This window comes from Vibrio sp. TH_r3 (assembly GCF_033101115.1).
In the GTDB taxonomy this organism is placed as follows: Bacteria; Pseudomonadota; Gammaproteobacteria; order Enterobacterales; family Vibrionaceae; genus Vibrio.
This window is the reverse complement of record NZ_JAWMPW010000030.1, coordinates 1-14,482: the sequence shown is the minus strand read 5'-3', so window position 1 is coordinate 14,482 and position 14,482 is coordinate 1. Positions and strand designations below refer to the sequence as shown.

Here is a 14,482-nt window from a genome sequence, read left to right as displayed (position 1 = left end):
TATGGAACAAAATGATAACGAGCCAACACTGACGGAATCACAATTTCATATGATAGCGTCGCTCTGCTTTCCTTTAGACGACGAAAGCAATGGTGGTCTATTTCAAGAAACGCTTCGCCTCTTATCTCTGCTGCCTCCAACTATCTTTGATCACTTTCCCGAACTTTCTTTGATAAAGAGTAAAATACGCACTTTACCTTTTCACTCACCACGTTTAGATATTAATGTTGTGTACAAAACGATTGCTGACCAAGGGCACTTAGGGGAGCACTTTTTAAGTGCCTTTATCAGTTGCCCTTTTCAAACAAAGCAATATACATTCAACGCCTACGATGACTATAAGGCGTTATGTTTCGCGTTATCATTGAGATTATTGTTACTCGGTAAACACGAAGCAAAAATTAAAGATATGTGCGATGAAATACGTCAAATCGCTTTGGGGAAGCGAGCATATGTCGTTCCCTATTTACCGGATAACCCATTTAATAACTTACCAGATTTTGAAGATTTATTAGTCTCTCTTACTGAAGGCGAGTCCGGCGCGGCAGCGAACATCACCACTATCTCCATTAACAAACTCAATCACTTCAAACGTCCAATCCAAGCCGCATTAAAGGGGCAATCTGGTTATCACGTCAATCGCTCTTCATCACTTAAACAACCAGGGAAAAAACTCATCAATGTGAGTACGCAAGTTGATGACAACCTTTATATCCAGCAAATCACCTTTCCGACAAAGCGAAGTCAGGCCTGGGAAGAAGAAGAGTCACGTAGTGAAACAAAACGAACTTTAATGGCCGTTGATAACCAACATTCACATCAAAATATTCACACGCAAAAAATGGTGGCAAGAGCGGTTGCTTCTCAGGTTTTAAAACGAGAATTATTTTTATCTTCTGATATATCAGCGATGACTAGAAAAGAGCTTGAGGTATTGCTTAAACACACCACCGCTGAACTTCACCGCCCTGAAATGAAGTTGCTCCTTTTATCCCTCATACTTGGGCAATCAATTGAGCAGATATACACGCTTCAAGTCGAGCGCAATGCCGATAAACAAATCATCGGTGTACGCAGAAAGCATCGCCTTCCAACAATAAAACAGCCAAACAAAGTTAAACCTCTTCTTTGTGAGATTGAGACCTCATTTATTCAACCTATTCCACTCGCTCTCACACAAGGATTGACGGACCTAAAGTTCAATACCCTCTCAACCATCTCTGTTTCGACGGTTATTTCAACAATAAACAGAAAACATCATACCCATTTAACTCAAGTCAAGGTTACAAGGATGTTTGAACAGTACGCGCACATCGCCGGACTCAACGTTTTTCATGTTCGAATATTAAAAGGCGAGAACATACAGGCGCACCCCGCGCTTTATTATTTACAATTTAGGGTGAGAGACCTTATCGCCTCTTATACCCAGTATCTGAATGTTATCGATAACTCGGCCAAAACTGATGTCGACTTAAAAACCTGCGGGATACCTAGCCATTGCGACGCCATGATAGGTTCGCCGCTGAGATTACCCGATGAGGTGTTGAGCGATTTATTCAACATGTTAGCAAAAGAGGTCAAGCGCACTCGTACACATTCCCGCTATTCAGAGGAAAGCCACAACGCGCTGACTCTCTATACGCAAATTATCTTAGCTTTAAGCTCAGGTGCAAGACCCGTCACGGGGTGGTTTGGCTATCGGGCGGATTATCACCTACCGACGAAAGAATATTGGATCTCAGATAAAGCTCACCGGCTTGAAGACAACAGCCGCGTCGTTGTCCTCCCTCAGCAAGCTATCCACGCTTTGGCGGCCTACACTGATTTCCTAGCGTCGGCCAGACACCACTTTCGCCATTCGACGCCATTGCTAGCAACGCGATATCAAGAGAGCCTGACCAGTGATGCCCACCTCATGTTTTACCGAAACAATGGTGAGCTTGAAGAAATCACACCGTCCGCGTATCAAGCAAAAGTGGCCGATATTTTTCCATTGCAGCCCAATTGGCATCGCCATCATATTCGCACGCTCCTCAATGAGCACAATATCTCCGATGAAATCGCGGCAGCCTGGATGGGACACATGACCGCGAATACCTTAAGTTTTGCTTCTTTTTCCGCGTTATCACGCCGTGATATGGAAACCGTCGCCATTTTACTTGAGCGTTATTTGAATGAACTCAACCTCGAGGTAATATCATGGTAAAAAGCACCGAGATTGGTGTTGAGGCTCGTAGTAAGAAACGAGTACAAGCCCAAGAGCGAGTGAAGTCCTTCGCTTTAGACTCTTTTGCCCAGTTATGGCCAGATGAAAAAACACTCCTAAAACAAAGCGATGTCGAGTTTAAGCACGGATGGAATGAATTGATCGCTCTACTATTTTCCAAACTCAGCAATACTTCTGATTTTCGCCTTGCCCACAATAGTCTCGTCAATCACCTTTCTAAGCTAAATAAAGAAGGGTTGTGTAAATTTACGCCTCCAAACTATCTGGTGACTCACCGCCAACCAAAGCAGCTGAGAACCCAAAAATGGCAATCACTCGCCTGGGCAACCTACGACTGGTATCGAGAATGGGAAGCAACACTACAAGGAAAAACGCAGTTTACTAATGTCACAGAGTGCTATCGAGCCGTATTAATCTCTTTTATTTTTCATTCAGGTCAAGCGCAAGAAGAGACCATTCTTGCATTCAATGACTGGTTACACGCAAAGTCCAAGCCCATAAACCATTGGGGCTCACTGCCTTTTATCTCCATAAGGTTAAAGAACAAAGACACCAATGTCCGAATTAACGACGAGCGGCAAACCATCAAACACTGCTACCTACAACCGGTCACGTTAGGTTTAATCAATCGATGGAAAAAACACGCCAAAACCGAGTGGGAAGCACCAACAGAGCGACGCCAAATATTAGACAAACTGGGATTATCACGATTTAGTAAAAACCGGCCAAACTCTCTGAAAGGTTTGTGCTTAAGTGCTGGCTACGTCATTGAGCGGTTGCCAGGTGTTACGCTCAATCAGGCGCTACTGGAAACCATGGTAGAGCGCACCACCAGTTACGGCTTGCCTTTAGAAAATCTTAGTCGGCTCCACTTACCCGATGTCCAACACCTCGCTGTCTCCTCGTTTTACCATTTCGATTCGCCAGTAAAAGAGCGACAAAACCATTCCATTGATCGTGAAAATACTGCTCATTCTCCAGATTTTTATCTCAACCTTAAATCAATCATCAATGAGCCAACACGCAATAAAGATGAGAAAAATCATGAGCTGAGACAAAGACTGCAGGACTATCTAGACAAGTACTCCAATGAACATCCTATTCACCATACGTTCGTCCGGTGGTTAATGAGAAAAAGCGAAACCTGCACACGACAAACCGTCTATAAATATGCCATAAATTTGATACGTCGATGGGCGCTGATTAATGAGCAATACCCGTTATCACAACTATCAAGTGATGATATTGGCGCAATCTACAATGAGAACATTCAAAATATTGCCAAACCAAAGCCTCAACAATATTTCCTGGGGCGACTAAAAGACTTACACGCATTTGCGGTCGGTGATATCGGCCTTGCGCCTTTGCCTTCTGATTTCTTTAGTCATGCAGAAAGCCACTCTCATGTTCGAGCTGGGTTTGTTGATGAAGGCGCCTTTACCGCGTTACTCTCACATATCGAACAATTAAACGATATCACCAAATCTCAACAACGCGCTTTGCAAACCATCTGTATTCTTTGTTATCGAGTCGGTCTAAGACCTAATGAAGCACTCAAACTTCAATATAGCAATATGGAGAATTCAAATCTGATATGGACCAGTATTAGAGAAAACCAATTTGGAGACAATAAAACCGCAGCCGCCTTAAGGAAAGTGCCTCTCGGTGCTTTTTTGCTTAAACATGAATTCGCTATCGTCGACACCCATATTAAAACCATGAAAAAGCAGGGAGCAAAATCCTCTCATCGATTGTTTAGTCACAACGGTGAACCCTTTGAGTCTGCTTTAATATCAAACTTTGTTGGACGAACACTCCGAGCCCTAACCAATCAACCGCATTTTGTCTTTTATCACTTACGGCACTCCGCACTAAGTCGAATGCAGCTCATCATAGAGCTTGATGATGAACTGGATAACTATCCAAACCTCGTCCCCTACTCTAACAAACAACGCGACTACATAAGAAAGACGATACTCGGCTCGTCTAAACAGAATCGCTATTACGCACTGTCTGCTTTTGCCGGGCATGAAAGTGCTTCCATGACATTTAAGCATTATCTGCATTTTTCTGATTGGATTATTGGCTTGAAGCTCGCCCAGCACAATCCAACTGTGTCGCAAAAACAAGCCGTATTATTGGGTCTGTGCTCAAGGCAGAAACACAGAGAAATACTCAATCGTCATGGTGAAGTACGCCATAACGATTGTAACGATGCCATCCACAAAAAAGTAAAAGTCTTACGCCTTCCCTCATGTTTAAACAATCCAACGACACCAAAACCGGTACATATAACACAAAAGGAAGAGAAAACCTTCGATATTTGTCGCACCGTACTATCACATATAGCGCAAGGATTAAGCGTTAAAGAGTTGGCTTTTGACTACAATTTATCCCAAGACACTATCGATAAATGGTATCGAAATGCACTTTATATCAAAAGTTTAACCACCAACTCAACGCAAAGAAAATCTCGCCACTTCTCTGATAAAAGAATGGATAAGCTTACCCCTGGCGAGCTTAAGTCACCAAAAGAGAGAAAATTAGCCAACCGCATCATGCTTGCCATTAGGACGCTGTACACAGACAAAAATGCCGACAGTAAAGACGACATACAGTCAATGTTAAAATATGCGCTCACCCATACCTCGGTAACAAAATCAGGCATAACGTTTGATTCGCCCTCTACACTCAACAAGTTTATCCAAACCTTTGCTTCTGCTATACCCAAAAGCCATTGGCGAATTGTTAAGATTCACTTGGTTAATGCGAAAAACAAAGAAGAATGGAACGATGTATTAAAAGGGATAAGACAAATCACCGACAATCAGGCCACGGGGAAAAAGGCCCAAATCAGACTCGAGCTCATCAGTCCAGACCAAGCAAACTTTCAAGAAAAAGCCGCGTACAAAAAGTACTCATCACATGTATTAATGTACCTTTTACACATGATGGCAATTATGATGCTCAATATCTAAAAGTGGTAAATAGTCTAATTCAAGTGCTGTGGCCACTTTCTGCCCATTACCTATACACTGCGAAAAGCACCAAGCCCATAACAATGGGTGTATAACCTTCATCTTTTATTTTTTCCATAACGCCTCCGATTTTTAATCATAATATCAGACGCAAAAAATTTCCAAAATTCGGCTTCTTACTTTTAATCCTATGTTCTGACGTTAGTTATTAGCTCATACTCTACCACCACCTATCGTCTAACAGAAATTCCAGAGCCATAACAAAACATAAATTGGTATTGTCAATTTAACTAAATTTAATCACAGTTTTCGAGTAGATTTCTTCTTAATAATCGGCATTATAAGTACATTGGTTAAGCAATTTTGGTTTACAGCTCCATTTGAAACACGCATATTAAAGCACTGCGATTTATGTGCCATAAAATGCATATGCGATGCATTTCAATATAATTCATTTAGAGGAAAAATCACTCTGAGTATTTCATTTTTGAATAATTTTGCAGCTTGCAGCCATATCTTGATTCACTAGATAGTACTATACCTATCTAAAACTCAACTAAATCAGAAATAAAACGAAATAATTTTAAAAAAACGTATTACTAAGCAAATATAACTCTTTAAAAACGTATTGTTCATTTTTGGCGCTATTATAGTCAAAAATCATGTTAGGTATTCCTCAACCAATAGGTCATCAATGAATAAAGAGCTAATTAATTGGTATCTAAAAAAACACCTTAAATTCACAGGAAATAATGAACCATCCAGAGCTTCTCTAATTCAGCTTCATTTACTTCAATCACAAATCCTAGATCCACTTACCAAACTTGGAGAAGTCGAGATTACCTATGGTTTCACAGGTCAGAAATTACTACGATTTATCTTGCAAAATAGTCCGAAAGATATAGCTCCAAAAATCGATCAACATGCAGCAATGGAACTTAATAGCAAAGGAAATAGAATCTGTAAACGTGATGGTGCCGCGTGCGATTTTTATATACATGGTTACGAAAATAAAATGGATGAAGTCGCGAAATACCTCTGTGAACACCTCCAATTTGATCGTCTATACTTTTACGGAAAAAGTCGACCTATTCACGTCAGTATTGGTGCAGATCATAGCCGCTATGCTCTTATTCGGCAAACACGTGATGATGGATTTCGAATAAACATAAAAAGTGCAAAAGGTAACGCCACCAAAACGTTATTCGATAACTTATAATCGACAAAAATCAAAAAGGATAAGAAATGAACAAGGAATTGTTTGCTGCGCTAGTAGCACAAATCAAAGTGGGTAAGCAACTTCCGGATACTATCTATTTTCATAGAGATACTTTCAGCGCTCTTCCGACCGTTCTTACTCAATTCATTCTTGCGGTAGCAAAAGCTGTTAATTTAGATGACGATAACTGGAACCTAGTTAAGTTGTTCAAAAAAGAATTCCGCTTATCTCTTCTCCACTACCCTAACTTTTATTCGGATTCATACCCAGCTTTAAAACAGAGTTTGAACGTTGATCTGTCTAAATTGAATCATAAAACCATGTTCTACGATAAGTCCGATAATCCACCAATTTTACACCGCAAAGAAACCATGATCTTGCCGGAGAATAAATATTTCGATCACTTTAGTCATATAACACAAGAAGGTGAAAACGCGGGCCTTTATGATAACAGTCGCTTAATTGGATTTAAGCGTTCTTGGGAGAACCTTATCGCACGCTATGGTTATGAACTCGTGGATGGACGCTTATTTCGTAATTCTGCAATAACACAAGTAAAAGAACCTCAGATTGATAGACACAGAACCGCATTAGTGCGACACGAACTATCTGCCCCGATGAAAACGCTAATAAAACGTGGTTATCTAGAAGGATCCTACTCTATTTTCGATTATGGTTGTGGTAGAGGTGATGACCTAAGAGAATTACAATCTCATGGTTTAGACGCATTGGGTTGGGATCCAAATTTTCAACCGGATAACGATAAAGTAAATTCCAGTATCGTTAACTTAGGTTTTGTATTAAACGTCATTGAAAATAAAGATGAACGTTTAGAAGCCTTATTAAATGCATGGGATCTAACAGAAAAATTTCTTGTAGTTTCAGTCATGCTTGCCAACGAAAGTTATATTGCTCAATTCAAACCTTATAAAGATGGAGTAATCACCTCTCGCAACACCTTTCAAAAGTATTATTCACAATCAGAAATCAAAGCATATATAGAGAGAAATCTACAAGAGGATGTTATTACCGTTGCGCCAGGTATTTTTTATGTATTTAAGGACAAATTGGAGGAACAACAATATCTGCAAAATAAATTCAAACGTGCCCATACATGGCAACAGCTAACATCACCCCTAGAAGTTGAAGCGAAGGACAAAGCCAAGCTACTGGTAATACAGCATCAGGACTTGTTTGATCAGTTTTGGGGGACTTGTTTAAATCTAGGCCGTATTCCTACCAATGATGAATTTGAACATTCAGATAAAATAAGAAAACTTATAGGTTCTCATAAAAGAATTTTTAATTTATTACAGGAGATATTTACTACCAAAGAATTTGCACAAGCCGAAAGGAATCGAAAGGAGGACCTTCTCCTTTATTTAACTATGGGATTATTTGAAAAAAGAAAACCCTATACGCAGCAACCAGAACCTTTAAAGCGCGACATAAAAGCTTTGTTCAACAATTACAAAACCGCCATTAACCTAGCTTCTGAGCTTTTATTTGCGATTGCAGATACTGACTTGGTCCTACAGCAATGTATTAAGGCAAATAAGCAACTACCAGCTAGCCTCCTCAATCAAGGCCATTCACTTATTTTTCATAGAAAATCCATGAACCGATTACCACTGTTACTACGAGTATACATAGGAGCTGGATTACAAATTTATGGAGAATTAAATGAAGAAATAGATCTTATTAAAATTCATATTACGTCAGGAAAGCTTACTCTAATGGCTTATGATGACTTTGAGAAATCAGTCCCATTTTTGAGTGAACGTATTAAGATTAAAATGGCTGACCAAAACATCGATTTCTTCGATTATCTAAATGAAGAACGTAGACCCCCACTACTCAATAAACATCTTTACATGTCAACCAAGCATCCAAACTACAAAAAACAGCGAAATTTTGATACACGATTAGCAAAGCTAATGGGATTTAATTCATCTAAAGAAACACTGATGATCAGGACCGAATTTGAAACGTTGTTGAACAACACAAACAAACAGATTAGAGGATTTTCTCTACGTTCACGATAAAATACAATATGAGAGAAAATAACCTTTATACCATGGAAATCTGGTATACATACTTGTAAAATATTACAGTATATCTATACCTTCATTTACATACCACGTCTTAAAAATAACAAAATTAAATTTAGTTTGTTAAATTATGACATAACAGATATAGTTTATGTTATTTCCAAATGACATATTTAGAGCCCGCGATGAAAAATCAAGATTCAGGTTACTGTTACTCTTTTCCTGCTGTTAGAGGTATTCAAGCAGGCCGTCCATTTTACATTGCGACGTGTCCTCTTAGAATCATTCCTAAAATTTTCAGTTATAACGAAGATGATGTACCACCTGAACTGAGGGCTCAAAGAACATTAAACAAAACTCGTATACCTGAGATGGTAAGGTACCTACTCGACAACCCTAAAGAATATGTTTTCTCTGCATTAACAGCGTCTGTTGGCGTAGATATCTCTTTTCACGATCATGAAGGAGCTCCGAATTTAGGAACACTTCAGATTCCAATGGATGCACAAATTCTAGTTAACGATGGTCAACACCGTCGTAAAGCGATCGAAGAAGCCCTTAAAGAAAACCCTGATCTTGGGCAAGACAATATCCCTGTATTATTCTTTATTGATGAAGGCTTAGGTAGAAGCCAACAAATGTTTGCTGATCTAAATAAGTACGCAGTTAAACCAAGCCCATCACTTGGTACTCTTTATGATCATCGAGATGAGAGCTCCGAGCTTGCTCGTGAATTAGCAGCTAAAGTAAAACCCTTCGTCGGAATGACTGAAATGGAAAAATCCAATATCAGCCCAAAATCGAATAAATTATTTACTTTAAGCAGTATTAAACAATCAACACGAGCACTTTTAAGTAAAGGCCCCAAAGATGGATTCAGTGAAGAAGAGAAACAATTGGCCACAGAATTCTGGGAAGAAGTAACTAACAATATTATAGACTGGCAGATGGTTATAGATAAACAGGTATCACCAGCTCAACTTCGTCAAGAATACATTCATGCACATGGCGTTGGGTTACATGCTATAGGTGTTTTAGGTAAAAATCTACTATGCCAAGAACCAAAACAATGGAAGGAAAAGCTCAAACTCTTATCTAAAGTCAACTGGTTAAAGACCAATCCTGAATGGATTAAACGCAGCATGAATCACGGAAAACTAAGTAAGTCGAATATAAATATTCAACTTACAGCCAACGCACTTAAAATCGAACTTGAATTACCATTAACCCCAGAAGAAAAAGCTCTAGAGAAGCAGTTATCATGATACATGAGCTAAAATTAGCGGAAGATCTCGCCGAAGAATACCAAGAATTCATCAATGCTGAAGAGTTCGCCAATAATAAACTCAGCCACTATGTTGCTGACGTTCAACGCGTCTATTGTTCTGACCATCGTCCATGGGTAATAGGTTATAGCGGCGGTAAAGACTCCTCCGCTATAATGTCTTTAATCTATATGGCTCTACTTGGGTTAGAGAAAGAACAACGCCACAAACCTGTGTTTGTCGTTTCATCTGATACATTGGTTGAGACTCCTGTAGTTGTAAATCATATTAAAGACTCATTAGCTGCAATACAAAAAGGGGCTATACGTGACAACTTACCCATCAGTTGCCACAAAGTCGTACCAGAGTCTGATCAGACATTCTGGTCCAGTCTTCTTGGTAAAGGCTACCCAGCACCAACACGTTCATTTCGCTGGTGTACAGAACGAATGAAAATCGATCCTGTGAGTGATTTTATTAAAAGCAAAGTATCTCAGTTTGATGAAGTGATTGTTGTATTGGGCTCACGTAGCCAAGAGAGTGCTTCACGTGCTCAAGTTATCGCTAAACATAAAATTGATGGTTCTCGCTTAGCTCGTCATACAACTTTAGCAAACGCATTCATTTATACCCCTATTGATACGTGGGCTGTAGATGATGTGTGGAAAATCTTACGTCTATGTCATCTAGAAACAAAAACAACAACGTTAGGTACTAGAAACATTTGGAAAGATAACTATGACTTAGAATGGGAAAATCCTTGGGGTGGTAAAAACCTTGTACTTTGGAATTTATATAAAGATTCTTCAGGCCAAGGTGAATGTCCGATGGTTATTGATGAAACTACTCCCTCTTGTGGTAACTCTCGCTTTGGTTGTTGGACATGTACCGTAGTGACCAAAGATCGTGCTATGGAGAGTCTTATCCAAAATGGCGAAGAATGGATGGCTCCTCTCCTTGAGTTCCGAAATAAATTAGCAATGACAACCGATCCAGCTAATAAGGCAGAGTTCAGAAACCATAAACGTCGTACTGGTCGCGTTAGTTACCAATACGCAAAAGAAGGCGAAGATATTGCTAGTGAACGTAAGCACGTCCCTGGCCCTTACTGGCTTAAATATCGCCGTCAATGGCTACGAGAACTACTTGAACTCGATAAAAAATTTAAGGCTGAAGGTAGAGAGATAGAGTTAATTACTGTACCTGAGCTGCATGCTATTCGGCAAGAGTGGATCCATGATCCAAATGAACCGGATTGGGATGACTCTCTACCAACTATCTTTAAAGATATTTATGGCTACGACCTTGATTGGGTGTATGACGATAATGCGAGTTTTGGTAAAGATGACGCACAACTTATCCATGAACTTTGCAATAACTTCGATGTAGAACCAGAAATGATTATGAAACTCATCGAGTTAGAAGTCTCTATGGAAGGTTTAAGTCGCCGTAGTGGTATTTCAAACAAAATAGCGTCGCTATTAAAACGAGACTGGGGAAGCTTGGAAAATATCAAACAAAAGCATGCTGCGCTACAAAGCAAAGCCGAGTTTGATATTCACCAACAAGAAATTGAGCGCTACAACGAGCAGCTTGCTGACCTAGATAAACAGCTTCAAAAAGAGTTTTAAATACTGAAATGTTGATTACAAAACTAACTTTAAACAACTTTCGCGTGTTTCGTGGTGTTCATGAAATTGACTTACACCCAGCCCCTGCTCGCCTAAGTAAAAGTGGCCCTATTGAAGGAACTGAACGACCTATCATTTTGTTTGGTGGCTTAAATGGCGCTGGTAAAACATCAATACTGACAGCCGTTCGCTTAGTGCTTTTCGGGAGACAATCATTTAACCAATTACTTTCAAATAGTGATTACATTGACGCATTATCGGAACTGATTCACAAAGGTGTAGGTCACGGGGGTGTTCAAGATAACGCATCGATCGAACTTGAGTTTAAATACAACCAAAACGGTGAAGAAAACACTTATAAAGTAATACGCGGTTGGAAACGTGGCAAGAAAGATACCTTATGCCTTGAAAAAGATGGCAGCCAAATTCCAGAGCTAAATTACGATCAGTGCCAAGGTTTCCTCAATGAGCTAATTCCAACAGGTATTGCCGACTTATTCTTCTTTGACGGTGAGAAAATCTCTGAACTAGCTGAAGATGAGTCTGGTAGCGTACTTAAAACTGCAGTTCATCGGTTATTGGGATTAGATGTTATAGCTAAACTTAAAAGCGACTTAAATATTTTCTTAAAAAAACAGGGGGCAGGTGCTTTAAGCCAGTCTCTGAAAGAACAAATGAATTTGCTAGACGAACAGCGTATCACTCACGAGCGTAATGCTGAAAAGCTACGTGGTGAAGCGGACATTGTTGATACTCAAATCGAACTGATGTCACGCGACATCCTCAACCTCGAGAACAAGCTGTCTCAAAATGGTGGCGCTTGGGCTAAGACCAGAGAAGACGAGCAACTAAAAGTAGAAAATCTTCTTAAAGAGAAGGCAGAACTTGAGAAACAGATTCGTATGGAAATGGAAACCAATCTCCCGTTTTCACTTGCTCCAAAGGCAATGCAACAGCTGAAAACTCAAATCATGCAAGAACAACAAGTTAAAAAGAAACAAAGCTTTGGTAATGAATTAGATTCATTCTTGGTAACGCTTTGTTCGAAATACCCAAGCTTTGATACTGAAATGGCACAGAACGCAATCGCAGATAGCTTTAAAGCGCACGTTGGTGAATTAGACTCAACAGAACTTCTTCTCGATATATCTGATCGCCAAGCAAATACCATTGATTATCAATTATCAACCCTTTCACAGGATTCTTTTGTTCGCTTTGATAAAGCACGAATACGCCTTCAAAAAGTTGAAGAAGAAATCGACAATGCTTCACACAATATCGCGCGAGCCCCCGAACAAGAGCAAGTGCAAGAATTATTTGCAGATGTTAGAGCTTTAGACAAAAAGAAAGAAAAACTGATTATCGAATATCATGATTTACTTGAAAAGGCTAAGCGTGAGCTTCGACTAGCATTAGAGACTGCTCGTAAAATCCAGAAATTACACGATAAGCACAAAGATCAATCCAACAAAGATCAAAGCGTTAGTAACGCTCAAAACTCTATATTATTATTAGATAAGTTTGGTGAGCAGTTAACTAAAGCTCGCGTTAATCAACTGGAAAATGAGTTCGTTCAGTCATATAAAAAACTAGCCCGTAAAGAAGATCTCCAGCTAACCGCTTCAATCAACCCGGCCACATTTGATGTTGAGTTAGTTGATGAGCATGGAATTAAAATCAACCGTAAGGCTATGTCTGCTGGTGAAAAACAGATCTACGCTATCTCGATTCTAGAGGCACTTGGACGTACTTCTGGCCGTAAGCTGCCAATTATAATTGATACACCATTAGGCCGATTAGATTCACATCACCGTGACAAACTGGTAGAGAACTACTTCCCTACAGCAAGCCACCAAGTGGTGATTTTATCGACAGATACCGAAATTGATAGAAACTATACACGCCTCATCCAAGATGACCTTGCTCGTACTTACGAAATCTGTTTTGACGGTACTACTAAGTCTTCGACGCTAAAAGAAGGTTACTTCTGGAAAGAATCGATTAAGGAGGCAGTGTAATGCTACCGAACCGTATGAACTTAACCCGTTCGACTGAAGAACAACTTAAAAAGTTGAAGGGCTATACTGGAATCACTCCAAACGTTTCGGCACGTATAGCTTTCTTTCGATCAATTGAAAGTGATTTCCGATACAAAGGCCAAGAAGCAAAACTAGATGGTTTACTCGTTCTAGATAAATACACATGGCTTGGTGAAACAAGTGATGTGACAGAACTTATGCTGAAGACGTACTACCCAGAGCTTGATACTAAAAAATACCAACAAGCTTGGGCTGCTCACGTTGAAGATGGCATAGCTTCAATTCGAAACCATCGGACCGTAGTAAATTTGTCATCATCTTTATAAGATATTGATTAGTATTCGAAATGCATGCGTAGTCTAAATTAACGACTATGCATGCTGAACACCTCAGATATCATCTATATTTAGAGGCCAAATTTCGGTACTATCAAATTAGTTGGTTTGAATACCTAATAAGAGGTCTGCATCGCTGTGAATTTATTAAAGATAGCCAAAACATCGTGCTTATTGGCGGGCCAGGAACAGGGAAAACTCATTTAGCCACAGCGTTAGGCGTTCAAGCGATACAACATCATCAGATGCGAGTACGATTTTTATCAACCATAGAGTTGGTTAATACACTGGAAAAGGAAAAACAAGCGGGTCATGTTGGTCGCATGGCTAACCGTCTAGTGAACTGCGACTTGGTGCTACTGGACGAGCTTGGTTATGTGCCTTTCAGTCAAGCTGGAGGCACGTTGCTGTTCCACCTACTGAGCAAACTCTATGAGCGCACAAGTGTTGTTATCACAACTAATCTTAACTTTACTGAATGGTCAAAGGTGTTTGGTGATGCAAAGATGACAACGGCACTACTCGATCGACTCACTCATCATTGTCACATCATTGAAACAGGTAATGACAGTTATCGATTTAAAGAGTCAAAGAAGAAGTCTAAGGAGAAAACCAGTAGAAATTAACCTAAAAATATGGTCTAAATAGACCTGCTTAGGTGGATCACTTTTAGATGCAAATCGTGGATCAGATTTAAGTGCAAATTAACAGGTATATCTGATGAGTTCGGGAGGAAA

At 39.7% G+C, this 14,482-nt stretch carries 9 protein-coding genes; all 9 read left to right on the top strand.

The annotated features are described in order from the left end of the window. The first annotated feature begins 1 nt into the window (after position 1). The 9 genes from R3X26_RS16925 (at position 2) to istB (ending at position 14,371) form a co-directional block, all read left to right on the top strand. Entirely contained in the window at positions 2–2,206 is a 2,205-nt protein-coding gene (locus R3X26_RS16925; RefSeq protein ID WP_317718510.1) for a hypothetical protein, read from the top strand. Continuing rightward, positions 2,200–5,205 (top strand): tyrosine-type recombinase/integrase, encoded by a 3,006-nt coding sequence (locus R3X26_RS16920; protein WP_317718509.1) that lies wholly within the window; start codon positions 2,200–2,202, stop codon positions 5,203–5,205. Before R3X26_RS16925 ends, R3X26_RS16920 begins: the two co-directional genes overlap by 7 nt. A gap of 694 nt (positions 5,206–5,899) precedes the next feature. After that, entirely contained in the window at positions 5,900–6,424 is a 525-nt protein-coding gene (locus R3X26_RS16915; protein ID WP_317718508.1) for a hypothetical protein, read from the top strand. Positions 6,425–6,450: 26 nt separating this feature from the next. Continuing rightward, positions 6,451–8,469 carry a DNA phosphorothioation-associated putative methyltransferase gene (locus tag R3X26_RS16910; RefSeq protein WP_317718507.1) on the top strand — a complete coding sequence of 673 codons (2,019 nt, stop codon included), beginning with the start codon at positions 6,451–6,453 and terminating at the stop codon, positions 8,467–8,469. Positions 8,470–8,660: 191 nt separating this feature from the next. Continuing rightward, a complete protein-coding gene (gene dndB / locus R3X26_RS16905; RefSeq protein WP_317718506.1) occupies positions 8,661–9,740 on the top strand; it encodes a DNA sulfur modification protein DndB in 1,080 nt (359 codons plus the stop codon). Continuing rightward, a complete protein-coding gene (locus R3X26_RS16900; RefSeq protein WP_317718505.1) occupies positions 9,737–11,371 on the top strand; it encodes a DNA phosphorothioation system sulfurtransferase DndC in 1,635 nt (544 codons plus the stop codon). Before dndB ends, R3X26_RS16900 begins: the two co-directional genes overlap by 4 nt. 8 nt (positions 11,372–11,379) lie before the next feature. Next, positions 11,380–13,389, top strand: a complete 2,010-nt coding sequence (gene dndD / locus R3X26_RS16895) for a DNA sulfur modification protein DndD (protein WP_317718504.1) — start codon at positions 11,380–11,382, stop codon at positions 13,387–13,389. Beyond that, positions 13,389–13,736: a DNA sulfur modification protein DndE gene (dndE, locus tag R3X26_RS16890; protein ID WP_317718503.1), complete on the top strand. Its 348-nt coding sequence runs from the start codon at positions 13,389–13,391 to the stop codon at positions 13,734–13,736. Before dndD ends, dndE begins: the two co-directional genes overlap by 1 nt. A gap of 47 nt (positions 13,737–13,783) precedes the next feature. Further along, the gene (gene istB, locus R3X26_RS16885) at positions 13,784–14,371 is read left to right on the top strand and encodes an IS21-like element helper ATPase IstB (protein ID WP_411572431.1); all 588 of its coding nucleotides are present in this window, start codon (positions 13,784–13,786) and stop codon (positions 14,369–14,371) included. Positions 14,372–14,482 lie beyond the last annotated feature (111 nt).